The sequence below is a fragment of the Vagococcus sp. genome (genome assembly GCF_052102835.1).
In the GTDB taxonomy this organism is placed as follows: domain Bacteria; phylum Bacillota; class Bacilli; order Lactobacillales; family Vagococcaceae; genus Vagococcus.
The window spans coordinates 130,057-155,292 of the sequence record NZ_JBQEIL010000002.1; the positions used below are offsets into that span (position 1 = coordinate 130,057).

Sequence of the window (25,236 nt, forward strand, 5' to 3'; positions counted from 1 at the left end):
AAAGACTTTTTTCATTTTAAACTTTGCAACAGAACCATTTTTTTATTCTTCCCATTCTGAAAGGAAGGTATCGACAAACTCGCGCATAAAAAGGGTTCTTTTTTTTGCTATTTCTTTGCCAAGTGGTGTTTGCATGTTTTGTTTAAGTTTAAAAAGTTTTTCATAAAAATGCTGAATGACGGTCGATGACCGACGATAGTCTTCTTTAGAGAGGGATTCTCTAGGAAGGGAGTTTGGCTGATGCATTTCGTTTCCTCGATAACCACCATAATAAAAGGTCCGACCAATTCCAATCGCGCCTAGAGGATCAAGGCGGTCTGCATCTTGAACAATTTTGGCTTCTAAGCTAAGAACAGGGGAATGGTCGAGTTGGTAACTAAAGGAGATTTGTTCAATGATCCTTAAAATGTGTTGACATTGGCTTTCTGTTAGGAGAAGGGACTTAAAAAGAGCCATCAGTTCTTTTTTTGCTGAAGTGAAGTCTGTTATGATTTTATCGTCGAAACATTCATGTAGGTAGGCGCTTGCACAAATAATGAGATAATCACCACCTTCTATGTTTTGAATTTTTTTAGCCAAGTTAACGACACGGTGGATATGTGACATATTATGTCCGGTTTTATCATCTGTAAATAGTTGATTCACATACTCTTGAATTAGAATTAATTTTTCTGCATCATTCATATTATTGTGTCCTCCTTTAGACTTTACTTGATAGTATAACGTAAACTTACAAGGGGACCAACATATGTTAAACTAAATTAATGATTTAATGGAGGGCAAAGAAATGTTTACTGAAACTAGTTTTACTGTTTTTGAAATTAAAGGGTTAGAAGAACGTATGATGGCTATTCGTGCAGAAATTCAACCACTTTTTAAATCACTAGATACTTATTTTGTAAAGGAATTATCTTTAGAACTTGGAGAGCCGGAATTCCCGATTCACATTGCACAACATCGTCGACGAACAACGAATGCACCTGATTTTACGTGGAGTGCAATGGGAGGAGACGCCCGAGGCTATAAAAAATATCCGCATTTTCAACTGGGAATCACACCTGATTATCTTGTTTTATGGTTATCGTTTATAGACAATCCTGAATTTGAACAAGAAATGGCCAGTTTCTTTTTAGAAGAACCAGAAGCATTCTTTAAATTACCATCTGATTTTGTTATCAATGGCGACCATACTAAGAATGAATACGTTCCTTTGACAGAAGAAAAACTTGAGCTGATGTTGCAACGTTGGCTGACCGTTAAAAAAGGTGAGTTTCAAGTCGGGCGCGTGATTCTTAAAGAAGAACTAACGCATCGGACAACGAAAGAATGGCGTTCTTTCATGCTTGCAACGTATCGTGCTTTAGTCCCGTTTTATCAGGAAGCGATGAAAGTTAGACAAAAAATGCTTGAAACGGTTTAAAGAGAATACTTGAATATTTTTTAGGGCTATAAAATAAAAATTATGCTATAATGAAGCGGAATTGTACAAAAAAAGAAATTAATAATAAAGTATTGATTAGGAGGCACTTTCGGTGGAAGATAAAAAAACTTTTTATATTACGACTCCCATCTATTACCCAAATGGTAAATTACATATTGGTAGCTCATATACAACGATTGCTTGTGATGCAATGGCACGTTATAAGCGTTTAAAAGGGTATGATGTGTTTTACTTAACAGGTTTAGATGAGCATGGTCAAAAAATTGAACAAAAGGCAGCAAGCTTAGAAATTGAACCACAAGAGTTTGTTGATGATATGGCTGCAGACGTGAAAAAACTTTGGAAACTATTAGATATTGATTATACAAAATTTATTCGAACAACCGATTCAGATCATAAAGAAACGGTTCAAAAGATTTTTCAGCAATTACTAGACCAAGGTGATATTTATTTAGGAGAGTACGAAGGTTGGTATTCTGTATCAGATGAAGAATATTTTACTGAAAATCAATTAGCTGAAGTTTACCGAGATGAAACAGGTAAAGTGATTGGTGGTAAAGCACCGAGTGGCCATGAAGTTGAGTTAGTAAAAGAACAAAGTTATTTCTTTAAAATGAGTAAATATGCAGATCGTTTATTAGCTTATTACGAAGAGCATCCAGATTTCATTGAACCTGCTTCACGTAAAAAAGAAATGATTAATAATTTTATCAAACCAGGCCTAGAAGATTTAGCCGTAAGTCGAACTTCTTTTAATTGGGGAGTTCCTGTTAAAAGTGATCCTAAGCATGTTGTTTATGTGTGGATTGATGCGTTATCAAACTATATTACAGCCTTAGGTTATGGTACGGACAACGATACGAATTTTAAAAAATATTGGCCTGCCGATGTTCATATGGTAGGAAAAGAAATTGTTCGTTTCCATACGATTTATTGGCCAATCATGTTGATGGCCTTAGATTTACCATTACCAAAACAAATCTTTGCTCATGGTTGGTTAGTCATGAGTGATGGAAAAATGTCTAAATCAAAAGGAAATGTAGTTTATCCTGAGATGCTTGTTCGTCGTTACGGTCTAGATGCGTTAAGATATTACTTGATGCGTGCGATTCCATTTGGATCTGATGGGGTCTTTACACCAGAAGACTTTGTTTCACGAGTAAACTATGATTTGGCTAATGACTTAGGTAATTTGTTAAATCGTACGATAGCGATGATCAATAAATATTGTGAAGGTATGGTTCCAACGTATGCTTCACAAGTGACTAAATTTGATAGTGAATTATCAACGACAGCAGCGGATATTATCGGGAAGTATAATAAGGCAATGGAAAAAATGGAGTTTAATATTGCACTAGGTGAAATTTGGAAATTAATTTCACGTGCTAATAAATACATTGATGAAACAGAGCCTTGGATTTTAGCGAAAGATGAAGAACGCCGTGCTGAATTAAATAGTGTGATGGTCCATTTAGCTGAAAGTTTGAGAATCAGTGCAATTTTATTACAACCAATTATGACGCAAGCACCGAAAGAAATCTTTACACAACTTGGTTTAGAAGACTCGACAGTGTCAATGTTAGATATTCGTTTTGGCGAATTTCCAAAAGGAGTTAAAGTTGTCAGTAAAGGAACACCAATTTTCCCTCGTTTGGAATTAGAGGAAGAAGTAGCGTACATTAAAGAACAAATGGCGCAAACTAAAGGTGGTCCAAAACCTGAAAAAACGTTCAATCCTGAAGAAACTAAGTTAGTTTCAGAGAAAGAAAAACAAATAAAATATGATGATTTTGATAAAGTAGAGCTAAAAGTAGCTGAAATTATTGATTGTCGTAAAGTAAAAGATGCCGATAAATTACTACAATTTCGTTTAGATGCTGGAGATGAAGGTCATCGTCAAATTCTTTCCGGAATTGCTGAGTTTTATCCAGAACCAACCGATTTAATTGGTAAAAAAGTAGTCATTGTGGCTAACTTAAAACCAAGAAAAATGCGTGGTGAAGTGAGCCAAGGAATGATTTTATCAGCTGAATCAGAGGGTAAATTATTCATTGTTGAAGCGCCTAAAGGTGTCGCAAATGGCTCTATTATTGCATAAGAATAGATAGGCTAAAGAGGTAAGGCATTTAAAGTGTCCGAGCCTCTTTCTTTTGTGTTAAAATAGGACAACGAGGAGTGAAACTGGATGAAAATATTTGATACACATACCCATTTGAATGTGGAACAATTCGCACAGGATATCCCAGAAGTTTTAGAACGTGCGCAAAAATTAGGTGTGACCGAAATGGCCGTTGTTGGTTTTGATGAACCAACGATTGAGAAGTCATTGGAATTAAGTGATAAATATCAACACATTTATAGTATTATTGGTTGGCACCCGACAGAAGCAGGAAGTTATACCCCCATCATTGAAAAAAAATTACAAGAAAGATTAGTTCTACCCAAAGTTGTGGCTTTAGGTGAAATAGGTTTAGATTATCATTGGATGGAAGATCCAAAAGAGGTTCAAGAAAAAATTTTTCGTCGTCAAATGGCGATTTCGCGTGAGATGAATTTACCCATTAGTATTCATACACGAGAAGCGTTAGAAGACACGTATCGTATTTTGAAAGAAGAAAAAGTTCATTTGACTGGTGGTATCATGCATAGTTTTAGTGGCGATGCTGAGTGGGCGAAACGCTTCCTAGATTTGGGAATGCATCTATCTTTTAGTGGTGTTGTTACTTTTAAAAAAGCAACGGATGTTCAAGCTGCGTGTTTAGTTGTGCCGGAAGATAAACTTTTAGTTGAAACGGATGCCCCTTATTTAGCCCCTGTTCCTTACCGCGGAAAACGGAATGAAACAGGTTATACTCGGTATGTTGTAGAGAAAATAGCTGAGTTAAGACAGTCGAGTGCTGAGCAAGTGGCGGCAACAACACGAGCTAACGCGTATGACTTATTTAGGATTAAGTGTAATGAAAAATAAAAAAAAAATTGAAGAAATTATTGTTGTTGAAGGAAAAGATGACACCAAACGTTTAAGAGAAGTCGTCGATGTAGATACAATCGAAACTAATGGCTCAGCAATTAATGAAGAAACACTTGAAAAAATTAGTCACGCTCAGGAAGTACGTGGTGTTATTATTTTTACCGATCCAGATTTTTCAGGCGAGAAAATCAGAAAAATCGTAGCGGAAGTTGTTCCTCAAGCGAAGCATGCCTTTATCTCACGTAAAGAAGGGGTTCCGAATAAGAAGCATGGGAGTCTTGGCGTTGAACATGCTAGTGACGAAACGATACTTGCAGCACTACATCAAGTATCGACACCAATGACAGATTATTTTGAAACTCAGATTACACAGGAACAATTACTGCAATCGGGATTGATTGCGGGACCTAATGCCAGACAACGGCGTGAAGCTTTAGGTGATTATTTAAGAATCGGTTATACCAATGGAAAACAACTACAAAAACGTTTAGGAATGTTTCAAATTAGTTTAGAAACTTTTACTGAAGCACTTCAAAAGATAGCAGAAGGAGAGAAAGATGACAGAATATCATGATATTGCAACACCAAGTCGTACCAAAGCTATTTTAAAGAAACACGGTTTTTCATTTAAAAAAAGCTTAGGTCAAAATTTTTTAACAGAACCTAATATTTTACGAAAAATCGCACAAACAGCGGAACTAACAGAGGAAGACTTGGTGGTTGAAGTTGGGCCTGGAATTGGGGCACTGACAGAGCACTTGGCTCGTGAAGCAGGTCAAGTCCTAGCTTTTGAGATTGATCAGCGTTTAATTCCGGTCTTGGAAGAAACAATGGCTCCTTATTCTAATGTAACTGTCGTGAATCAAGATGTCTTGGAAGCAAATCTGGTGGGTGAAGCTGAACAGGCTTTTGGAATAACAGCGCCTCGTGTTAAAGTGGTTGCTAATTTACCGTATTACATCACAACACCTATTTTAATGCACTTGTTGATGTCAAAATTAGACATTGAAACAATGGTCATCATGATGCAAAAGGAAGTTGCGGATCGTATTACGGCTAACCCTGGAACCAAAGCATATGGCTCATTATCAATAGCAGTTCAATATTATATGAAAGCAGAATTGGCATTTATTGTGCCTAAAACAGCATTTGTCCCTCAGCCAAATGTGGATTCAGCTATTATTAAATTGACGCGTCGAACAGAGCCAGTGGCTGAAGTGTTAGATGAAGATTTCTTTTTCAGAGTATCACGTTCGTCTTTTCAACAGAGACGTAAAACGTTATGGAATAATTTGATTAGTCACTTTGGAAAAGATGAAGCGACAAAAAAATGGTTGGAAACCGCTTTGGAAGAAGCTGGAATTGATCCGAAACGTCGGGGTGAAACGTTGAGTATTCCTGAGTTCGCTTTACTCTCGAATCGGTTATTAACGAACAAAAAATCGTTATAACAAAAAAACGTTTGTTGACAAGTGTCAGAAAATCTGTTATATTTGTTCAAAAGGTAACGGAGTTGAAAAAATGAAAAAGAATTCGGTTCAAAGATTAACGTACAGTGCGATTTTGATTGCTTTGGGTATCCTGATTCCGATGATTATGCCAGTGAGACTTGTTTTAGGTCCGGCAACGTACACGTTAGCCAGTCATGTCCCTATTTTTCTATCGATGTTTATCTCACCAGGAGTCGCTGTTTTAGTTGCTTTAGGTACAGCTTTTGGATTTTTTATGACAAGCCCATTTATAGTTGCTTTAAGGGCATTAAGTCATGTTGTTTTTGCTTTTCTAGGTGCTTGGTATTTGGAAAAACACCCAAGTGTTGTTTTAAACCAAAAACATTTTTTAGGTTTTAATATTACTATAGGCCTAATCCATGCCTTTTTTGAAACGGTCGTCGTTTTGGCATTTATGTTAACTGGACAGATTGATAAAATGGCTTTAGGCACTTTAGTTTTGATGTTGGGAGTTGGGGGCTTTGTTCATAGCATGGTTGATGGCTTCTTAGCTTATACGATTAGCCAACAAATCGGTTATCGTTTTAAATTCCCAGTTTTTTTGGAAGCTAAAAAATTAACAAAATAGATTTAAAAGTAACTTTAGTTAGCTAAAGTTACTTTTTTTAATTAAATTAGATGTTATTGTATCTTGTGGGATGTTATACTTAATTTAGAGAATGGTTGTAAAGACAATAAGAAAAGAAAGAAGGGATCGCGATGAAAAAACTGATAATTAGTCTATTGTTTGGGTTATTTATTTTTCCGACAGTTGTTTTTGGCGAGAGTTCGACAACAACATCTGAAACTGAGGATACAAAAGAAAAACAAACGGTTGAGATTGTCACGACGGTTTCAAACCCACTGAGTACAAAATTAAAGGTTGGTGAAGAAACAAAATTAACATTAGGTAAGTTTATTGGTGTGGTACCTAAAGGTGAGTTTAAAGAAGTTAAAACGGATTTTATTCAACTAGATAAAACTGGGAAAATAAAGGCACTTAAAGTGGGAACTACTAAGGTAACACCGACATTTACACTTTCAACAGATAGTCTTAACGAAATTAAAAAAGCTTATTTAGAACAAAATAAGAATTTAAAAGAAGAAGATATCAATTTTGTTGTGAAACAGAATGAAAAAGAAATGACTTATGAGATTAAAGAAAAAGAAAAAGAAGAATTAATCGTGGACACTACACTTAGTTATATTGTTTCTCCAACTGAGTTAGTGGTAGGTCAAACTGGAAAAGTCACACCTAAACCAATTTTGGGCGTTGAGTTAGCAGGTTCTTTTGAAACAGACAAAAATGCATCGATTGATTTAAAAAAAGACGGTAAATTTGTAGCGCTGAAAGCTGGAAAATTTGAAGTTAAACCCGTATTTAAAATGTCAAAAGAAACAGAGGTAGCAATCAAAAAAGCTGCATTAAAAAAAGCCAATGATAAAACCTTAACGGAAGATAACGTGGTATTTGTAAATAAAGATATTCTATATACTTATCCAATTATAATTAAAGAAGCGACTCCAAAAAAAGAAAAAGTTGAAATTGAATTGACGTTCTCAAGTAGTCCTTCAACGTTATCTGTTGGTCAACAGGGTAAAACTATAGTTAATAGTATTTATGGAGTGAGACCTGAGGGGACTTTTAAACCATTTGAAAATGAAGCTATTAATATCAGGACAGATGGTACATTCAAAGTTTTAAAACCAGGTAAAGTTAGTATTTTACCGAATTTTATGATTTCTGAAGAAAGTAAAAAAGAAGTGACACGTGCTTATTTAAAACAGTCTAAAGATAAAACGTTAACAGAGGATAATTTAGAGCTGGTATTTAAAGGTTCTAAAACACTCGTATCAATTGAAGTTGTAGCTTCATCAACTAGTGTTAATAATAATAATAATAATAATAGTAACAGTAAAGGGATGACGAAAACACTTCCTAAAACAGGTGAAAAACAAGCTAGTATTTGGTTAGGTTTTGTCGCTATTTTATTATCTGTTGGTTTGTTTTATAAAAAATTAAATTAGTAAGATAAAAAAAATACCTTTGATTAAAGTTCTTGTAGTGCTCCTTAAAAGTTAGATTTTTGGTCTAATTTTTAAGGGGCGCTTCATCTTAATCAAAGGTATTTTTTGTTATTAAAATTAACGAATAACTTCTTCTGTATCAACATCAAAGAAATGACTCTTGTTTAAGTTAAGTGCTAATTCGATCGTTTCACCAGGTGTGTATGATGAACGTGCATCTACTTTAGAAACAAATTCTGTATGTGCAGTGCGAGTATATAACATGGTTTCAGCTCCTAGTAGTTCAGCAACGACTACTTCTGAGCGAATGATACTATGTGGAGCAGTCTCTTTAACAATTTCTTCACTATGAATATCTTCAGGACGAATACCAAAGACTAGTTTTTTGCCAACATAGCCTTTTTCTCTCAAGACTTTGAATTTTCCTTCAGGTAATTCAAGTTTTAAATCTTCACTATCTGTAATGTAACCATCTTCGCCTAATGTCACATCGAAGAAGTTCATTGCAGGTGAACCAATAAACCCAGCGACGAAAACATTATTTGGTGTATCGTAAACTTCTTTTGGTGAACCAATCTGTTGAACAAAGCCATCTTTCATGATAACAATGCGGTCAGCCATGGTCATTGCTTCTGTTTGGTCATGAGTAACATAGATCGTTGTTGTTTCTAGACGGCGGTGTAATTTTGCGATTTCAGCACGCATCGCCACACGTAGTTTAGCATCCAAGTTAGATAATGGCTCATCCATTAGGAAAACTTTAGCATCACGAACAATCGCACGGCCTAATGCGACACGTTGACGTTGACCACCAGATAAAGCGGCAGGTTTACGTTTTAAGAATTCTGTTAAGCCTAAAATTTCAGCAGCGTTTTCGACACGTTTGTTGATTTCAGCTTTATCATACTTGCGAAGTTTCAGTCCAAAAGCCATATTATCAAAAACAGTCATGTGTGGATACAAAGCATAGTTTTGGAAAACCATGGCAATATCGCGATCTTTAGGAGCGACATCATTAACCATACGGTCACCAATCCATAATTCACCTTCTGAGATATCTTCAAGTCCAGCAATCATCCGAAGTGTTGTTGATTTACCACAGCCAGAAGGTCCGACAAAAACGATGAACTCACGATCTGCAATATCTAAGTTGAAATCAGTCACTGAATATTTTGGGTTACCGTCGTATTTTTTATTAATGTGTTTTAATGCAATTTCTACCATGTTAGTTTTCCCTCTTTCAATTGATTTGTTAAGTAGAGTATAATAGAAAATGTAATACGCTTACAATGTGAAAGGTGACCAATCCTGTTTGTCGAATTGACGAAAATAGAATTAGAAAGTAGGAGATGAAGGATGAATATTGCACTAATTGCTCATGATAAAAAGAAACCAGATATTATATTTTTGTCACAAGAATACAAAGATGTATTAGCGATGCACTCATTATTTGCGACAGGGACAACTGGAAGTAAGATTACGGAAGCAACCGATTTAAAAATACATTGCTTTAAATCTGGTCCTTTAGGAGGCGATCAGCAAATCGGCGCTCGTGTCTCTGAAGGGTTGATGGATATGGTTATCTTTTTAAGAGATCCGTTGACCGCTCAACCACACGAACCAGATGTTAATGCTTTAATTCGTCTTTGTGATGTTTATGAGGTTCCATTAGCAACGAATAGAAATACAGCTATTTTATTATTGAAAGAAATAAAAAACTTATCAAATGTATAAAATTTAAGATAAAAGCTTGCTGATTGTTTAGAAACAGTCTAAAATGTTTGGTTAAGACGGATAGGATTGAAAGGAATTTTAGACAGCATGAAAAATTACGAGTATATAATTTTTGATTTAGATAATACAATATTGGATTTTAGTAAATCTGAACGAGTGGCCTTAGAAAAAGTATTTACACATTATGGTGTGATTTTTAATGAAGCATCAGAGGCAAAATATAAAGAAATTAATGGCCGACTTTGGGATCAACTCGAACAAGGACTAATTACAAGACAGACATTATTAGAATCTCGTTTTTATCTTTTTTTTAAAACACAAGGAATCGAAGTAGAGGGCGCTTTAGCTGATGAAGAGTTTCGTTCTTTTTTAGAAACGCGATCGGATTTAATATCAGGAGCTGAAAAAATATTATCGGAACTTCAAAAACAAGGATATTGTTTATTAGCAGGGACTAACGGGATAGGTAAAACACAAAGAGCGAGATTGGAGTCAAATAACTTGATTGGTTATTTTACGAAGTTATTTATTTCTGAAGAGGTTGGGTTTGAAAAACCAGATGTTCGTTTTTTTGATTATATTTTCAATACACTTCAAATTAAAGATAATGCAAAAGTTTTAATGGTTGGTGATAGTTTATCTTCGGATATTGAGGGGGCAAACCGTGTAGGTATTGATTCTATATGGCTGAATCCTCATCAAGAGATCAATCTATCAAAAGCAAGACCAACATATGAAATTCAAGAGCTAAATGAAATTAAACGGTTATTTAATAGTGAGCTTAAAAGTAGCAGTTAAAAAAATATGTGTTATACTAAAATTAAGTTTATGATAAAAAGGAGTTGTTTATAAATGAGACAGTTGTACCTTCAGAAAAGCGTCATAAGTTATACCGATGAGCATCCGATTGTTAATCGCAGTAAAGAAGCCCAGTATTCTTTAAGAGCTTCTAAAAAAGGAACAATGAACGAAATTACCATTCATAATCAAAAGAGACAGCAAGTAGCAACTATTGAGGTTGAAGAAAATTTTGGAAAACGTCAAGGCATAATAAGCGTTGAAGGACAAAAACAATTTTTTATTGAACAAGTCGTAACAACTTTATCATTGCAAGAACAAACAGAATTGTACTTGGTTGGTGATTGGAAATCGCTCTCTTTTGATTTAATGAAAGGGTATCGCAAGTTAGCAAAAGTTAGGCCTAAATGGATGCCTTTTGGAAGTTCATCTTATGAAATGACTATTTTTGAAGAAGTCTATGAACCTGAAATTGTATCTTTAGTCAGTGCCATCTGTTATTTTAACTCAAAAAAAGAAAAAGAGAACGCACAACAAATTTTACAAATTGTTTGATATTGTAAAATAATATTTTGAAAGTCGTTAAAAAAACGAAAATAACGATAATGGTTGTTTGGTGTATTTGAAAGTAAAAAAATCACAAAAAGAGTTGCCTTGTTTTTTTATAAAAAACAAAGCGACTCTTTTTATTTAAACTGAGATTTAAAAATTTTATAATAGTAGCTATCCGATTGTTTAATCATATCATGATGTGTTCCAGTTTCAACGATGGCACCATTGTGTAAGACGATAATTTTATCAGCTGACGTGATGGTAGCTAATCGATGCGCGATAACGATGCTGGTTCTGTTCTCCATTAGCTCAGCAAGGGCTTGTTGAATCATTGAATCTGTAAAAGAATCAATGGAACTAGTGGCTTCGTCTAATATTAAAAATTCAGGTTGACTAATAATTAAGCGAGCGATGGTTAATAATTGTTTTTGTCCTTCTGACAAAGTGAGCTGTTTTTCATCAATGACGGTGTCAAATCCGTTAGGTAAACGTTCAATAAAGCCTTCCATTGCGACTTTTTGGCATGCTTCTTTAACGGTTTCGAGACTGGCTTCGGGATAGCCATAAGTTAAATTTTCTAAAAGACTGGCTTTAAAGAGCCAAGGATCTTGTAAGACTAAGCCAAATTTTTTGCGCAAATTGTTTTTGGAATAAGAAGTTAAGGGTCTATGATCAAGAAAAATAGCACCAGAAGTCACGTCATAAAAACGCATGATTAAATTAATGATGGTTGATTTTCCAGAACCGGTTTGTCCGACAATCGCAACTGTTTCACCGGGTTCAATTTTAAAAGATAAATTTTTAAAAAGTGGCTGTCCATACTCATAATCAAAAGAAACTTTTTTAAATTCTAACTCTCCTTTTAAAGGTTCAGTTTTTGTCAGAGGATACGTGTCTTCTTTTTCTTTTACTTCATCAAAAAGTTGAACCACTCGTTCAAAGCCTGCTTTTCCAGATAAAAGTTGGGTAATCGTTCCGGAAAGTTCAATGATTGGTTTTGAAAATTGACTTGCATAGAGAATAAAACTTGAAATGATACCGATACTCATTGTACTTTTTGTAGAAATAAGTAGTAAACCACCGACAAGACCAATTGTCAGATAACCTAAGTGATCAATAAAACGTGAAAGTGGATTCGTTAAGGAAGAATAGAACTGTGACTTTTGTCCAATTATTTGTAGTTGTTGATTCATCATTTCGAACTGTTGAATAGTTACTTTTTGGTGCTCTAATAGATGAATCAATTTTTGTTCAGGTAAATATTCAGATAGAAAACCATTCATTTTACCTAGTTGTTTTTGTTGTTGCTTAAAAGATTTTTGACTCTTTTTAGCAATGTAGAAGTTAACTAGTGACATTAGGATCGTACTGCCAACAACAATGAGCGTTAAAGGAAGATTTAAAACAAGCATACAAATAAAGGAAACAAGTAGCATCGTTAAACCGGAAAAAACCTGGTTAAAAATCGCAGTAAAAGCGGTAGCCACTAATTCTAAATCATTAGTAAAGCGGCTCATAATATCACCATGAAGATGAGTGTCAAAGAAACGGATAGGCAATTGATTGAGATGATCGACACCTTCTTTACGGATTTTTTGAATTAAGTTGAAGGCCACTTGATTACCAATTCTTTGAATGAGCCATTGGGTCAAAGAACTTACGAAGATAATACAAGCTAATAAAGTTAAAAGTAAAAAAAGTTTTGGAAAATTAACCTGTTGCTTACTAGGCATTTGATCAATGGCTTTTCCAATATAAAACGTTGTTAACGCTAGAAAGAAACCATTAATGATACCTAAAAGGCTAGCAGTGATAATACTTTTTTTAAAAGGCTTAAGATAGTGAATTAAAATCTTCTTTTTTGACATCTTTATTTCTACCTCCAATTCCTTGTGTTTGGGCTAAATTACGATACAAAGAATGGTGAGCGAGTAATTGTTCGTGAGTTCCATGCCCGACCATCTGTCCCTCATCCAAAACAATAATTTGGTCAGCCTCAGCAATTGAAGACAAACGTTGAGAAATGATAATGACTAGCTGTTGGTGAAGGTGTTTTTTTAAAGCAGTGCGTAAAGCTCGGTCTGTTTGATAGTCCAGAGCGCTAAAGGAATCGTCAAAAATTAATAGCTCACAAGGTTTAACTAGTGCCCGAGCAATGCATAATCGTTGCTTTTGTCCACCAGAAAAATTTTTACCACCTGCTTGAATCATCGCATCTAATTGTTTGGGTAATTGTTTAACAAAATCAAGACATTGCGCAATTTCTAAAGCTTGCCAAAGTTCTTTATCTGTTGCGTTAGGATTATTCATTAAGAGATTGCTTCGAATGGTCCCTGAAAAAAGAACGGCTTTTTGTGGAACCACTGTGATACTAGGTAAAATACTTTTTAGGTTTATGGTATCTATGGACTGGTCATTAACTAAAATCTGACCTTTATATGCAGGATAAGAAGCTGTTAGTAAAGGGATTAGCGTACTTTTACCACTGCCAGTGGGTCCTGTAATACCTAAAGTTTGTCCTGTTTTTAATTGAAAGCTAATCTTTGATAACGCATCTGTTTTAGTCGTTGGATATCTGAAGCTAACGTGGTCAAAAGTAATTTTTTGAATAGGCTCGTTCAATGAGTTGTGATGTTCTAATTCATTGTTAGATTCTTCAATCATTAAAATTGCGCTGATCCGTTTGGCGGAAGCTTGAGCTTTTGAAAAAATAACTACTAGATTGGAAATGACAATTAAAGCAAGGAGCATTTGAGTCATGTAATTAATTAAAGCAATCATTTCTCCTTGTAAAAGCGTCCCGTTATTAATACTAGTTGCGCCAAAAAAAAGTAAGAAAAGGATCGCTGTATTAATCATCAAGTTAGTCAATGGGGCTAAGATGGAAGCAAGATTAGCAACTTTAATGGCAGATGAAGTTAGTTGTTGATTGGTATCTTCCATTTGTTTTAATTGTTGGTCTGTATTTGAAAAAGCTCGAATAACGCGAATTCCCGTTAAATTCTCTAAAAGTCGCTGACTTAGTTGGTCTAAAAGTTGTTGTAAACGTTGATACATGGGAACTGTTTTTTTTGAAATAATAAATAAAAGTCCAATGAAAAGCGGAAGAATTCCAACAAAAATTAAAGTTAGCTTAGGTTCAATCCGATAAGCCATAATAATAGAGCCAATGCATAAAAAAGGTGCACGGATGACCAAACGAATAAACATCGCTAAAGCAAGCTGCACTTGTGTCGTATCATTCGTCATTCTTGTAAGTAAGGAACTTTGGTTTAATTGATCGAGCTCTTTAAAAGATAAGGTGTTCAATTTTTTGAAGAGTTGATTTCGTAATTCAGTCCCAAATCCTTGTGAGGCAACGGAGGCATAGTATTGACAAATAATAACAAAAAATAAACCAAGGCAAGAGATAAGGAACATTTTTCCAGTCAACTGCCAAGTAATCAAACTTTGTTTTTGTTGGATGGTCTGATCCAACAGTTGAGCCATATAAAGTGGCAATAAGAGTTCAAGTATTGCTTCAAAAAGTTTGAAGAGAGGCCCTAAAATTAATTCTTTCCGATATTTTTTTGTGTAAGGTAGTAGCTGCCACATCATTATCGACTCCTTTCAATAAATGATATAATAGAATAATTAAAGTATAACAAATAATGGAATAATAAGTAAAAAAGAGGCTGATTCAAAAGTCAGCCTCTTTTTACGGAGTTGCGTTTTACTAATTTGGAATAAGTGGGTTGTTTTTTATAAACTTACAGTTAAAGATAATTTTTTATTGCTTCCAACCATTCGTTTTCTTGGGCTAAGACTTGCCCATTAAGTTTAATCAAACCAATGGTATAAAGGTTAGCATAAGGAAACTGAGATTCGGCTACTTCTTGAAGAGCGGTTAGTTTTTGTTGGTTGAGTGCTCCTTGTTGTCGGCTATCTGTAAAAAGTCCTAAAACAGGGATTCCTGCTTGATAAGCGACACCGATTTCTGAAGCGACACCGACATCGATAGAAGCCCCATCTAAAATGGCTAATCCGAGCTTACTCTTTAAAAGGGCTGTTGTATCGTAGGTTGCAATCGTCTTAGCATCAGCATAGGCATTTTTATCATTGATCGCTAATTGTTCTTGTGGAACGTAAATCACCTCATTGGGATAGCGTTGCCTGATTTTTTTAACAAGTGAAGCATTGTAACATTTCTCCATATCTGAGAAAAGTGGGCTGGCAAAATAAATTGTTTCAAACATTTATCAAATTCTCCTTACTATTACATTTATCAATTAGCATAACGCAAATTGTAATAATTTGTAAAGAGAATGTTACAAAGCGCAATCTCTTATCTAGTATAATGAGGAATGAATATATTGGAGAAGTTGAAAGGTGTTGTTAAAGTGAATAATAAGAAAATGTTAAAAGTCTTATTAGTAACTGTTTTAATGAGTATCTTTCCTACACAAGTATGGGCAGCAACAACTAGGGAAGATAGTATAAAAGAGGAGAGCGCGCAGATTAGTACTGAGATTGATCAGGCATTAACTTCTGTGAATCAAACATATAAGGAAATTGAAAGTCTCAAACAAAACGTTACTAAAACAGAGAGCAAAATTTCAAAATTAAAGGAAAATATTACAACGGTTGAAACAAGTATTGAAAAACGGGTCGATGCTATGGGGAAAAGAATGCAGTCACTTCAAGTGAATAATGCTTCTGCAACCACGGATTTATTGGATACTTTACTTGATGCTGAAGGTGTCTCTGATTTTATTAGTCGTTTACACGCCGTTAATGTGATTCAAGATGCAGAGCATTCAAAAGTTGAATCATTAACAGCAGATAAGGAAAAACTAGAAAAATTAAAAGAAAATTTAGATATAAGCCAAACGACTTTAGTGGAAAAACAAGAAAGTCTGCAAACTGAAAAAGCACAACTTGAAACAAAAGTTGGCTCTTTAAAAGAAGAATTATCGAGTAATAAAGAAGCGTTGAAAAAATTGGAAACAACGCGCTTAGCTAAAGAAGCTGTGGAACAAAAAAAACAAGCGCAAGCGGCAGAAAAAGCAAGTCTAGCCGTTTCTGATAAAAAAGAAATGACAGAGCCTAATGAAAGTGTGACACCAACTGCACCAAAGGGTAATGCGACAAGTTCAATCCCGAAACAGCCAGATGCCACTGTTTCTGGTGGAGGTCAAACAATGACAATGGAAGCAACGGGATATTCATACACGCAAGCAGGATTAAGTTTTTATACGGCAACTGGTATTGACCTAAGAGTGAATCCTAAAGTTATTGCGGTTGATCCGAATGTTATTCCCTTAAATTCTTTAGTAGAAGTATCAGGTTATGGTTTTGCAATTGCTGGAGATACAGGTGGCGATATTAAGGGTAATCGTGTTGATTTACATTTCAATAGTGTTGCTGAATGTATGCAATTTGGGCGTCGTAGTGTGACTGTAACAGTTAAATAAAAGCAAAAGTAGAGTGTAAAGATAGTCTCCCATTTAAGTTAGATTTTAGTCTAGTTTAAGGAAGTGACTATAAACACACTCTACTTTTTTGATATTCAATTTAAAAATTAAACAAGCTCAAGGTCAAATGTTTCACCCAAGGCAGTCACTTGCTCCTGTCATTCAGTGGTTGATAAATTGTTTTCAACAACGTAACGATTATGTGGATGAACGCGACAGTCATGTGAACAGCCACGAAGATATTTTATTTCATTTTCTTCTGAACAGAGGATCTGTCGATTACATTCCGGATTACTACAGTTCACATAACGTTCACATGGTGTACCATCAAACCAATCTTTTCCGATAATTACTGGATTAACATGATTAATCGGAACACTAATCCGTTCATCAAAGACATACATTTGTCCCTCCCAAAGATCACCTCGAACCTCAGGATCTTGGCCGTAAGTTGCAATTCCACCATGTAATTGTCCGACGTCTTTAAAGCCTTCGCGAACTAACCAACCAGAGAATTTTTCACAGCGAATTCCCCCTGTACAGTAAGTCACCACCCGTTTTTCCATAAAGCGTTCTTTATTATCCCGTATCCATTGAGGTAATTCTCTGAAGTTACGAATATCTGGCCGAACGGCTCCTTTAAAATGACCTAAATCATATTCGTAGTCATTTCGCGCATCGATAACGATAGTTTCATCATCTAGAATTGCTTCTTTAAATTCTTGTGGCGATAAATAGTCTCCAGTTAAATCCAATGGATTAATATCATCTTCCAGACTTAAAGAAACAAGTTCTGGGCGAGGTCGTACAAACATTTTTTTAAATGCTTGATGTTCAGCAGGGTCAATTTTAAAGAAAATATCTTTGAATTCTGCTTTACTATGCATAGTATCCATATATTTTTGCGTATCTTCGGTTAATCCTGACAGGGTTCCGTTGATACCTTCTTTGGCCACTAAAATTCGACCTTTTAAATTAAGTGACTTACAAAAAGCTAAATGTTCTTTGGCAAAAGCCTCTGGATCTTCAATTGGTACATATAAATAATATAATAAAACTTGATAAGTTGACACATCTATTCCTCCCCGTATTTGTACCCAAATATTATACGTTAATAGCGATTGTTATTGCAAATTACATGCTTAATTCACAATGTTTTCTTGGCTTTGACGTTTGGAATAATTATGAGATACTTTAATTAAAATAAAAATTATGGAAAGAGAAGTGAGATAGAATGATAAGAAAAATGACGGATTTAGATGAATTTGAAGCGATGTATCAACTTTCTCTTTATGCATTTGATGTCCGACATACGTTTGAAGAAAAAGAAAATTTTTTTGATTTTTGTCGTCAGACCCTTAATTATGGCGATTGGATTGATCAAGAATTAGCAAGTAAAATAATAGTTATTCCTTTTGAAATAAATGTCTATGGCCAAAGAATAAAGATGGGTGGTATTGGCAATGTTTCTTCTTATCCAGAAAATCGTGGAAAAGGAAGTATTCGTCATTTGTTTGAGTATGTTTTTAAAGAATTGGAAGAAAAAAGTGTTTTACTATCTTATTTAGATCCATTTTCTCAACCTTTTTATCGAAAATTTGGTTACGAAAGAATCGTGTCTAATTCGACAGTAACCATCCCGAGTGAACGACTCCATTTTTTAAAGACAACGGGTCATTTAAAGGTGAAAAGAACGTTAAAAATTGAGACTCAACGTTTACTTTCAATTTATGAAAAGACGTTGGGAGAACAGCATGGTAGCTTATACCGTGAATCTTGGTGGGTAGACTATCACGAATCAAAGAGTCGAAATCAATTCGTTTTTGTTTTTGATTCAAAAGATAAAGTTGTTGGTTATTTAAGCTATCATTTTAAAGCCAATGAATTTTATATTGAAGAAATGGGCTATCAAACTGAAAATGTATTAAAAGAATTATTAAATTTTGTTGTTGCTCATAAAAGTAGTTTTGCAACCTTTTATTTCAATTACTGTGAGGGTTCAAGTTTCTTAGAGTATTTTGAAGAAACAAAAGGAATAACGACTAGTCTAACTAGTTCAATGATGGCGCGAATCATTTCATTTGCTCCCTTTTTAGAACGTTTCCCCATAAAGTTACCAACAGGTGTTGGTTTTTATTTGGAAGTTGAGGATGAAAATTGTTGTTGGAATCAAGGGACTTTCTTTTTAAGTACCGTTAATGATAAAGTGAATTGTATAAAGATTGAGGAAAAGACCGAGATATTTCCAGTTTATCGGGGAAAGATAAACCATTGGACACAAGTGTTGTTAGGCTATCTAACTTTAGAAGAAGCCTTACGTTTTAATTTTTTGACAACAGATGAGCAAGAAATAACGTTAGCTTTTTATCTACCTTCAGAAAAACCAGTTTTATATGATCGCTTCTAAAATGATAAATAGAAAGGCTGATCCAAAAGTCTCGAAAAAAATAATAAAAGGAATAAAATCTTTTTTCAGATTTTGTTCCTTTTATTTTAATATTTTTTAGTCAGCCTCTCGATTTTTTTAAATTTACATTGAGGTGATATCAATACTACCTGTAAAAATTAAGACCAGTGCAGCGATAGCTAGCAGACTAATAGTAATCGCAGCAATGCGTTCAACTGGTGTAAAAACTAATTTATGACCTTCTTTACGCGCGCGAACAAATAGAATGATCCCAGGTGCAAATAAAAGAGTCGTAACAAAGAGATATTCAAAACCAGAAGCATATAAGCAATATCCCATATAAAGAGAAGAAATACTTCCTAAAACGACATTTTTATGACCTTTCTTTTTTTCCCATTTTAAAGAAAGTTTTAATTGACTCAGTGAAACAAAAAAATAAGGAACTAACATTGTACTCGAAGCGAGCAACGCCATGAAGTTGTAAGCGCTACTATTAATTAGTAAAGAGAGAAAGAAAAATTGAACTAACCCATCACTAATTAACAAAGCAGAGCTCGGTGCATTGTGTTTGTTTTCTTTAGCGAAAAATTTTGGGAAGATACTGTCCTTAGCTCCTTGATATAAAATTTCTCCAGCAAACATGGTACAGGCAAACCATGCACCTATCGCGGAAATAACAACACCTGCATTGATCAAAATAGCGCCCCACCGGCCGACCACACTTTCTAAAACCTGAGCCATCGCTGGTTTAGATAGCTCTGCAATATCTTGTTGTGATAAAACTGCGAAAGATAAAACTGTTGAGAGGAGGTAGACAGAAGTGATAATCGCAAAACTTAAAATCGTAGCTTTTCCTACAATTTTTTTATTTTTGGCACGAGCAGAGTAAACGATAGCTCCTTCAACCCCGACAAATACCCAAACGGCAGAGGTCATTGCCTTTTTGACCTGTGGCATGACTTGTGCCCATTCGAAATTTCCACGAATTGTTCCCCAAACATTTTGCGTAAATAAATCATATTTAAAACCAATTATTAAACAAAGAATAAAAATTGCTAAGGGGATTAATTTTGCAATAGTAATAAAACCATTAATTTTAGAAGCAAAATTAGCTCCTTTCAAGATGAGAAAGTGCATCCCCCAAAGTAAAACAGAAGCACCAATGACAGAGTAAATATTTTGCCCATCTTCAAAAATAGGGAAAAAATAACCTAAGGCGCTAAAAGCTAATGATCCCAAAGCAACATTTCCTAAAAAAATTGAAAGCCAGTAACCTAGCGCACAGTTGAAGCCAACAAAACTTCCAAAGCCTTTTTCAGCATAACTATAAATACCCGCATCTAAGTCTGGGAGTTTTTCATTTAAATTTTGTAAACAAAGAACAAAAACACCCATTCCTATTCCTGAAATAATCAAGGCAACGGTTACAGGTCCGACGGAAGCGACTTTTGCCATATCGGACATCAAGTTAAAGACACCACCACCAATAACAGAACTAACGGTTAAAGCGATTAGGCCAGCTAAACCAACGGAATTATCTTTTTTCTCCATAACTAGTTACCCTCTTTAATAAATTTTTTAAAAACATAAGGTGACCCTGTTGAATAAAGCAATAGTTCATATTCAATATTAAAGGATAGAATATCTCCAATCTGATATTTTTTATCACAATCTGTAATATCAATAATCGTATGATCGCTACTACCACCAACTAATAAAATATTAGGGTCGTAAGGAATAAGTTTTGTAATATCTCCTAAATCTTGACGACCAATGGCAAGAAGCGCCCGTGTGTGGTCCCCAATATCCTCATACTCAGCTTTATTTCCAAAAGCATCAACGGTAATGTTTCCAATAGGATGACTGGGTTTTTCTTTAATTTCAATAATTTCTGCTTCAATGGTAAAGACATCGCCATGCATTTCAGGAAAAGTATAATTAAAGTAAGGTTCCATATCTCTCAAAAAAATGTTATCTCCTATTCTTAAATGATTAATACCTTCAGGCAATGTGTCATTTAAAAGGAGCGGAACAGTCGTCGAAGCTCCGCCAGAAACGATATCGAGAGGTCGATTGATTTCATTTTCTATTTCTCTAGCCCAAGTAACAAGCTGTTTTAAATTCGTCACGTCGGGTTCAATTGAACCATAGCATCCTAAGTTAGTCCCAATTCCTTTAAGATAAAGTGTATCTAACTCCTGTTCAACTAAAAGAGCTGCTTCAAATAAGTGTTCTTTTTCAAAAAAACCTTCTCGTAAATCACCTAAATCTACCATTAAAATGACACTATGTTTAATATTTAATTTTTGACAAATTTTATTTAATGCTTTTAAAGTTGAGATTTCAGTATTTAAACTGGTATCACAACATTGGACCATCCGTTCTAATTCTGATAACATCGGAATTCTTAGCATTAGTGTGTCTACTTCTGGATACATTGATTTGACTAACTCAATCTGACTTAACCGCGAAGAGGAAAGTGAGCGTAGCCCCCCTTCAATAAAAGTATCAATGATTTCTGGTAAGGCGTTGACTCCTTTAATCACTCCTGAAATAGTGACCGCTTTTTTTTCTGCTTTTTTTCTTAATGTCTCAACATTATTTTTTAACTTATCAAGATTAACGACTAAGCGTGGATAAACTTGTTGCATTTTTTCCGCCTCCTTGAGAGCTTATTAAAAAAGGACCTAGGGTTCAAACACAAGGTTTTCACTCAGATCCTTAAAATTTTAAAACATTAAATTAAAAACGTAGCGACAGACAGCTTAAGCCACCATCAATTTTTCGATATTCTGATGTATCAACGACAATTACTTGATAGCCAAGCGCTTCAATCTTACTTTGAACGGTTGGATATCCCTCGGGTACAATCACATAATCATTAACCCAAATACAATTTGCACCATAAGCTTCATCCATCTCTACTTCGATTCGGTTGAATTTTTCAAATTCTGGGGCAGTTTTGAATTCCCCGGCAACAAGCAGATTATTATTTTCAAGATAAGCTAGCCCCGTTTTAAGATGTAACATTTCGCTCATTTGAACAACTTGCCCTGACAGACCATGTTTTTCTAAAATGTCGATCATTTGGCGAGCACCTTCTGCATTTGTTCGTGCAGATTCACCAATGTAGAAGTGATCTCCGACCATCATAATATCACCAGCTTCAATCGTACCAGGTTCTTTAATATATTCAATCGTATCATAAAAACGTTTAAGGGCTTCTAACATGTCAGGTAATGCGGCTTCTTCACGACGACTGAGGGCACCTGGTCGGGTGATGATGGCGCATTTACTTGTGCATAAAGCAACGTCTTCAACAAAACAAGCATCTGGAAAATCATTGGCAGGCGCTAAAACAGTCACATTAACGCCAGTTTTAGTTAAAGCGCTTACATAATTTTCGTGTTGAACAAGTGCTTTTTCATAGATAGGTTTTCCTTCGTCTGCACTTGTAATGCCTTCAGAAATAGATGGTGATGGAATACGAACAATAACATTCTTGAACATAAAAAATCCCTCTTTCTTTTCTTTAATTTTGCTTTCGTATATAATATACAATGTTCATAAAATAAAGTCAATGCATTTTTAGAATAAGGGATAGGAAAGTTATTTCTTTATTTATGGATTCAATAGTATAATGTGGTAAGTGACAGACAAGGAGCGAATGTTATGATTAAAGATGATATTTATCAATTTATTTCCGAACAAATTATTCGAGGGAATTATCAAAAAGAGGAGCGATTAATTGAACAAAATATTGCAGAACATTTAAATATCAGCCGAACACCTGTGAGAGAAGCTATGTTTTTATTAACAGCAGATGATATTTTAGAACATGAGCCTCGTCGTGGTTTTAAGTTGAAACAATTTACAGAGAGAGATATGGAAGAGATTTATGAAGTAATCGGGGTTTTAGATGGAAAGATTGCTCAATTGACGATTAATCAATTGCAAGCCGAGGATTATGCAACGATGAATTTTTTGATTGAGGCAATGAATGCAGCAATTGATAATTCATTGTATATAAAATACAATGAGCTGCAATTTGAATTTCATGAGGTCTATATTAAGAAATGCAGTAATCAAAAATTAGTTGAAGATATTGAGAAAAAGAAAAAGTTATTTATTGGAAAAGGGTACCCTATGGAACGTGTTGATATAAAGCAGATTTTATATCAGACAAATGAAGAACACCGAAAAATATTAGCGTTATTTGAAGCCAAAAAATCCGCTGAATTGCGAAATTTCATTGAAGAGGTTCATTGGCGTACTGATAACGCTTGTTATGATGTTTGGTAAAAAAAAACAAGCGGTGAGTTAAACGAAGGTTCGTTTATCACAACTTGTTTGAGTAGAAAAATTAAGTTAGAAAACTGTTATCAAAAGACCAATAAAGAAAAGAAAAGTTTGTGTGAGTACAAAAATAGCTAAATTTTGAACGGCAAGTGGAAATGTTTCTAATTTAATTTGTTTTTTGAGATATCGTTGTGTATTTTTCCAAATTTTAGGAAATACAAGCCAAATAAAGTAAACGGTCCAAGGCATAATGTCAAGATATGTTGCCAAGGTTGTAACGAAGAAAGAAAGTAAGACAAGAAGTTGAAAAAGCTTTAAGGCGTTGGGCTTTCCAAGATAATGAACTAAAGTGTATCGTTTATTTAATTCATCTTCTTCTAAATCACACGTATTATTAGCAAGCATTAGATTGGCGATGGCGCAAGCACTAGGGAGTGCAAATAAAACAACTTGACCAATGAGTTGTCCATCAAAAGCAGTCAGATTATAGACGTTAAGATAGACACAAATCAATGGAATAATAATCCCCATTGTCACACCAGAAGCGATTTCTCCGATAGGTAGACTTGAGAGAGGTCTGGGGCCAGCAGAATAAAAAATACCAACCGCAAAGCTGAAAAGACCAAGCCATAAAATAATCCAACTCGTCGTCATTGCGAGATAAAGTCCAATCAAGCTGGCAATGGTAATAAAAAATAGGATGAGGCCCTTGATCAGTGGCAATGATAATTTTTCACGACCAATAATGTTAGTTTCGTGCTTATAATCATGGACATCAGTAGCATTATGATAATCCATATAATTATCTAAGATATCAACGGCCATGTTAAAGAAAAGCATGGAAATAAAAAAAAGTAGCATATTTTTTACAGAAAGCTGTTGGAAATGGTACCATGAATACAGCATTCCCATTATAAAAGGGAAAATACTAGCGGTCTTGGCTTTCAATTCAACCAATTCAGCAAAGATTTTAAAATTCATAATAAACTCCTTAACATTTAGTAATGTGTTTATTATACTGGTAGAGTGAAGAATTTGAAAGGATTCAGATTTAAAGCGATTAAGACAACAGGAGGCACTAATGGCAATTCACCCATTGTGGGATCAATACCCAGAGATAAAAAAAGAGTTATTAGAAACACGCCAAGTTATGGAAAAGGCAGTTAAAATTCGAAATAAAGAAATTACTGAAGCATTGCAATTATTATTTGGTTCTGGTGGAAAATTATTAAGACCCGCCTATTTTTTATTATTTAGTAAGTTTGGACAAGTCGATTCGATTAAAAAAAGTCATCGCATGGCTGGGTCATTGGAAATATTACATGTTGCAACGTTGATTCATGATGATGTCATTGATGATTCACCAATGCGCCGGGCTATTCCGTCGATTCAAGCCGAATATGGTAAGGACATAGCGGTTTATACGGGTGATTTTTTATTTACGGTTTATTTTCATCTCTTAGCGACATCGACGAATAAATTTAAAACAATTGAGCTGAATGCATTAAGTATGAAGCGTATTCTAGTTGGTGAGTTGGATCAAATGAATCTGAGATACAATACTGAAATTACGCTAAAACAGTATTTTCAACATATTAAAGGAAAAACAGCTCAGTTGTTTGAATTTTCATGTTTAGAAGGAGCTTATTTTGCTGATAGTCCAAGACTCGTTCAATTGCAAGCAAAACGAATAGGTTATAATATAGGGATGGCTTTTCAAATTATGGATGATATTTTGGATTATCAAGCTTCTGAACTTGAAATGAACAAGCCGGTTTTTGAAGATTTAAAAAATGGTTATTATACATTGCCTTTGATTCTAGCTTTGAGTAAAAATCGGGCAGCGTTTACCCCCTTTTTAGAGAAGAAAAGTGAGTTGACGGATAAGGAATTAAAAGAGGCCCATCAGTTAATCATTCAATATGAGGGCATAAAAAAAGCTGAAAAAATGGCAGAACGTTTTACGGATAAAGCTTTAAAAGGTATTTTAAATTTGCCGGATATACCGGAGCGAGAAATTTTATATCAAGTGACTGAAAAATTATTAAAACGTAAAAATTAAG

The 25,236-nt window shown here is 34.7% G+C and carries 24 protein-coding genes; 14 read left to right on the forward strand and 10 right to left on the reverse strand.

Going from position 1 to position 25,236, the window contains the following annotated elements; translation table 11 throughout:
* Positions 1-42: 42 nt before the first annotated feature.
* Positions 43-684, reverse strand: coding sequence for an HD domain-containing protein (locus tag ACTJFD_RS02650; protein WP_442259519.1), 642 nt, complete (start codon positions 682-684; stop codon positions 43-45).
* A 103-nt stretch (positions 685-787) separates the two neighbouring features.
* On the opposite strand from ACTJFD_RS02650, the gene ACTJFD_RS02655 reads away from it, so the two are divergent.
* The 7 genes from ACTJFD_RS02655 to ACTJFD_RS02685 all read left to right on the forward strand — a co-directional run bounded on the left by ACTJFD_RS02655 (position 788) and on the right by ACTJFD_RS02685 (position 7,930).
* Positions 788-1,420, forward strand: a complete 633-nt coding sequence (locus ACTJFD_RS02655) for a DUF1054 family protein (protein WP_442259521.1) — start codon at positions 788-790, stop codon at positions 1,418-1,420.
* Positions 1,421-1,532: 112 nt separating this feature from the next.
* Positions 1,533-3,539: a methionine--tRNA ligase gene (metG, locus tag ACTJFD_RS02660; protein WP_442259523.1), complete on the forward strand. Its 2,007-nt coding sequence runs from the start codon at positions 1,533-1,535 to the stop codon at positions 3,537-3,539.
* Between the two features lie 87 nt (positions 3,540-3,626).
* Entirely contained in the window at positions 3,627-4,409 is a 783-nt protein-coding gene (locus ACTJFD_RS02665) for a TatD family hydrolase (RefSeq protein WP_442259525.1), read from the forward strand.
* On the forward strand, positions 4,399-4,986 hold the full coding sequence (gene rnmV / locus ACTJFD_RS02670; RefSeq protein WP_442259527.1) for a ribonuclease M5: 588 nt from the start codon (positions 4,399-4,401) through the stop codon (positions 4,984-4,986). Before ACTJFD_RS02665 ends, rnmV begins: the two co-directional genes overlap by 11 nt.
* Positions 4,970-5,863: a 16S rRNA (adenine(1518)-N(6)/adenine(1519)-N(6))-dimethyltransferase RsmA gene (gene rsmA / locus ACTJFD_RS02675; RefSeq protein WP_442259528.1), complete on the forward strand. Its 894-nt coding sequence runs from the start codon at positions 4,970-4,972 to the stop codon at positions 5,861-5,863. The genes rnmV and rsmA overlap by 17 nt, the downstream gene beginning before the upstream one ends.
* Positions 5,864-5,933: 70 nt before the next feature.
* Positions 5,934-6,491 carry a hypothetical protein gene (locus ACTJFD_RS02680; protein WP_442259529.1) on the forward strand — a complete coding sequence of 186 codons (558 nt, stop codon included), beginning with the start codon at positions 5,934-5,936 and terminating at the stop codon, positions 6,489-6,491.
* A 131-nt stretch (positions 6,492-6,622) separates the two neighbouring features.
* Positions 6,623-7,930, forward strand: a complete 1,308-nt coding sequence (locus ACTJFD_RS02685; RefSeq protein ID WP_442259530.1) for an LPXTG cell wall anchor domain-containing protein — start codon at positions 6,623-6,625, stop codon at positions 7,928-7,930.
* A 117-nt stretch (positions 7,931-8,047) separates the two neighbouring features.
* Here the strand turns inward: ACTJFD_RS02685 and ACTJFD_RS02690 are convergent, their stop codons facing one another.
* Entirely contained in the window at positions 8,048-9,154 is a 1,107-nt protein-coding gene (locus tag ACTJFD_RS02690; RefSeq protein ID WP_442259532.1) for an ABC transporter ATP-binding protein, read from the reverse strand.
* Between the two features lie 132 nt (positions 9,155-9,286).
* Between ACTJFD_RS02690 and ACTJFD_RS02695 the strand changes: the two genes are divergently transcribed.
* The 3 genes from ACTJFD_RS02695 (at position 9,287) to ACTJFD_RS02705 (ending at position 11,017) form a co-directional block, all read left to right on the forward strand.
* The gene (locus ACTJFD_RS02695; protein ID WP_442259533.1) at positions 9,287-9,664 is read left to right on the forward strand and encodes a methylglyoxal synthase; all 378 of its coding nucleotides are present in this window, start codon (positions 9,287-9,289) and stop codon (positions 9,662-9,664) included.
* Between the two features lie 66 nt (positions 9,665-9,730).
* On the forward strand, positions 9,731-10,462 hold the full coding sequence (locus tag ACTJFD_RS02700) for a YjjG family noncanonical pyrimidine nucleotidase (protein WP_442259534.1): 732 nt from the start codon (positions 9,731-9,733) through the stop codon (positions 10,460-10,462).
* Between the two features lie 54 nt (positions 10,463-10,516).
* Positions 10,517-11,017, forward strand: coding sequence for a hypothetical protein (locus tag ACTJFD_RS02705; RefSeq protein WP_442259536.1), 501 nt, complete (start codon positions 10,517-10,519; stop codon positions 11,015-11,017).
* Between the two features lie 131 nt (positions 11,018-11,148).
* Here ACTJFD_RS02705 and ACTJFD_RS02710 read toward each other — a convergent pair whose 3' ends face one another.
* The 3 genes from ACTJFD_RS02710 to ACTJFD_RS02720 all read right to left on the reverse strand — a co-directional run bounded on the left by ACTJFD_RS02710 (position 11,149) and on the right by ACTJFD_RS02720 (position 15,249).
* Entirely contained in the window at positions 11,149-12,882 is a 1,734-nt protein-coding gene (locus ACTJFD_RS02710; protein WP_442259538.1) for an ABC transporter ATP-binding protein, read from the reverse strand.
* A complete protein-coding gene (locus ACTJFD_RS02715) occupies positions 12,848-14,608 on the reverse strand; it encodes an ABC transporter ATP-binding protein (RefSeq protein WP_442259777.1) in 1,761 nt (586 codons plus the stop codon). The genes ACTJFD_RS02710 and ACTJFD_RS02715 overlap by 35 nt, the downstream gene beginning before the upstream one ends.
* 161 nt (positions 14,609-14,769) lie before the next feature.
* Positions 14,770-15,249, reverse strand: coding sequence for a nucleoside 2-deoxyribosyltransferase (locus ACTJFD_RS02720; RefSeq protein ID WP_442259540.1), 480 nt, complete (start codon positions 15,247-15,249; stop codon positions 14,770-14,772).
* A 117-nt stretch (positions 15,250-15,366) separates the two neighbouring features.
* Between ACTJFD_RS02720 and ACTJFD_RS02725 the strand changes: the two genes are divergently transcribed.
* Complete coding sequence (locus ACTJFD_RS02725; RefSeq protein WP_442259541.1) at positions 15,367-16,467, forward strand: 3D domain-containing protein; 1,101 nt, start codon at positions 15,367-15,369, stop codon at positions 16,465-16,467.
* A gap of 158 nt (positions 16,468-16,625) precedes the next feature.
* On the opposite strand, the gene trhO is transcribed toward ACTJFD_RS02725, so the two are convergent.
* Positions 16,626-17,540, reverse strand: coding sequence for an oxygen-dependent tRNA uridine(34) hydroxylase TrhO (gene trhO, locus ACTJFD_RS02730; protein WP_442259543.1), 915 nt, complete (start codon positions 17,538-17,540; stop codon positions 16,626-16,628).
* A 161-nt stretch (positions 17,541-17,701) separates the two neighbouring features.
* On the opposite strand from trhO, the gene ACTJFD_RS02735 reads away from it, so the two are divergent.
* Positions 17,702-18,874 (forward strand): GNAT family N-acetyltransferase, encoded by a 1,173-nt coding sequence (locus tag ACTJFD_RS02735; RefSeq protein WP_442259545.1) that lies wholly within the window; start codon positions 17,702-17,704, stop codon positions 18,872-18,874.
* Between the two features lie 123 nt (positions 18,875-18,997).
* Here ACTJFD_RS02735 and ACTJFD_RS02740 read toward each other — a convergent pair whose 3' ends face one another.
* The 3 genes from ACTJFD_RS02740 to ACTJFD_RS02750 form a co-directional block, all read right to left on the reverse strand.
* The gene (locus ACTJFD_RS02740; protein WP_442259547.1) at positions 18,998-20,425 is read right to left on the reverse strand and encodes a basic amino acid/polyamine antiporter; all 1,428 of its coding nucleotides are present in this window, start codon (positions 20,423-20,425) and stop codon (positions 18,998-19,000) included.
* 2 nt (positions 20,426-20,427) lie between these two features.
* Positions 20,428-21,525 carry an alanine racemase gene (locus ACTJFD_RS02745; protein WP_442259549.1) on the reverse strand — a complete coding sequence of 366 codons (1,098 nt, stop codon included), beginning with the start codon at positions 21,523-21,525 and terminating at the stop codon, positions 20,428-20,430.
* A gap of 91 nt (positions 21,526-21,616) precedes the next feature.
* Positions 21,617-22,384: a dimethylarginine dimethylaminohydrolase family protein gene (locus ACTJFD_RS02750; RefSeq protein ID WP_442259551.1), complete on the reverse strand. Its 768-nt coding sequence runs from the start codon at positions 22,382-22,384 to the stop codon at positions 21,617-21,619.
* Positions 22,385-22,546: 162 nt separating this feature from the next.
* On the opposite strand from ACTJFD_RS02750, the gene ACTJFD_RS02755 reads away from it, so the two are divergent.
* Entirely contained in the window at positions 22,547-23,176 is a 630-nt protein-coding gene (locus ACTJFD_RS02755) for a GntR family transcriptional regulator (RefSeq protein WP_442259552.1), read from the forward strand.
* 66 nt (positions 23,177-23,242) lie between these two features.
* On the opposite strand, the gene ACTJFD_RS02760 is transcribed toward ACTJFD_RS02755, so the two are convergent.
* Entirely contained in the window at positions 23,243-24,154 is a 912-nt protein-coding gene (locus ACTJFD_RS02760) for a prenyltransferase (RefSeq protein WP_442259553.1), read from the reverse strand.
* A 100-nt stretch (positions 24,155-24,254) separates the two neighbouring features.
* Between ACTJFD_RS02760 and ACTJFD_RS02765 the strand changes: the two genes are divergently transcribed.
* The gene (locus ACTJFD_RS02765; protein ID WP_442259554.1) at positions 24,255-25,235 is read left to right on the forward strand and encodes a polyprenyl synthetase family protein; all 981 of its coding nucleotides are present in this window, start codon (positions 24,255-24,257) and stop codon (positions 25,233-25,235) included.
* Position 25,236 lies beyond the last annotated feature (1 nt).

Coding starts and splice junctions, on each gene's coding strand:
- ACTJFD_RS02765 (WP_442259554.1), top strand. CDS start 24,255: ATGGCAATTCACCCATTGTGGGATCAATACCCAGAGATAAAAAAAGAG.
- rnmV (WP_442259527.1), top strand. CDS start 4,399: ATGAAAAATAAAAAAAAAATTGAAGAAATTATTGTTGTTGAAGGAAAA.
- ACTJFD_RS02735 (WP_442259545.1), top strand. CDS start 17,702: ATGATAAGAAAAATGACGGATTTAGATGAATTTGAAGCGATGTATCAA.
- ACTJFD_RS02760 (WP_442259553.1), bottom strand. CDS start 24,154: ATGAATTTTAAAATCTTTGCTGAATTGGTTGAATTGAAAGCCAAGACC.
- ACTJFD_RS02695 (WP_442259533.1), top strand. CDS start 9,287: ATGAATATTGCACTAATTGCTCATGATAAAAAGAAACCAGATATTATA.
- ACTJFD_RS02705 (WP_442259536.1), top strand. CDS start 10,517: ATGAGACAGTTGTACCTTCAGAAAAGCGTCATAAGTTATACCGATGAG.
- ACTJFD_RS02745 (WP_442259549.1), bottom strand. CDS start 21,525: ATGCAACAAGTTTATCCACGCTTAGTCGTTAATCTTGATAAGTTAAAA.
- ACTJFD_RS02690 (WP_442259532.1), bottom strand. CDS start 9,154: ATGGTAGAAATTGCATTAAAACACATTAATAAAAAATACGACGGTAAC.
- ACTJFD_RS02650 (WP_442259519.1), bottom strand. CDS start 684: ATGAATGATGCAGAAAAATTAATTCTAATTCAAGAGTATGTGAATCAA.
- ACTJFD_RS02740 (WP_442259547.1), bottom strand. CDS start 20,425: ATGGAGAAAAAAGATAATTCCGTTGGTTTAGCTGGCCTAATCGCTTTA.
- ACTJFD_RS02685 (WP_442259530.1), top strand. CDS start 6,623: ATGAAAAAACTGATAATTAGTCTATTGTTTGGGTTATTTATTTTTCCG.
- ACTJFD_RS02750 (WP_442259551.1), bottom strand. CDS start 22,384: ATGTTCAAGAATGTTATTGTTCGTATTCCATCACCATCTATTTCTGAA.
- ACTJFD_RS02720 (WP_442259540.1), bottom strand. CDS start 15,249: ATGTTTGAAACAATTTATTTTGCCAGCCCACTTTTCTCAGATATGGAG.
- ACTJFD_RS02715 (WP_442259777.1), bottom strand. CDS start 14,608: ATGTGGCAGCTACTACCTTACACAAAAAAATATCGGAAAGAATTAATT.
- ACTJFD_RS02665 (WP_442259525.1), top strand. CDS start 3,627: ATGAAAATATTTGATACACATACCCATTTGAATGTGGAACAATTCGCA.
- ACTJFD_RS02710 (WP_442259538.1), bottom strand. CDS start 12,882: ATGTCAAAAAAGAAGATTTTAATTCACTATCTTAAGCCTTTTAAAAAA.
- ACTJFD_RS02655 (WP_442259521.1), top strand. CDS start 788: ATGTTTACTGAAACTAGTTTTACTGTTTTTGAAATTAAAGGGTTAGAA.
- rsmA (WP_442259528.1), top strand. CDS start 4,970: ATGACAGAATATCATGATATTGCAACACCAAGTCGTACCAAAGCTATT.
- ACTJFD_RS02755 (WP_442259552.1), top strand. CDS start 22,547: ATGATTAAAGATGATATTTATCAATTTATTTCCGAACAAATTATTCGA.
- ACTJFD_RS02680 (WP_442259529.1), top strand. CDS start 5,934: ATGAAAAAGAATTCGGTTCAAAGATTAACGTACAGTGCGATTTTGATT.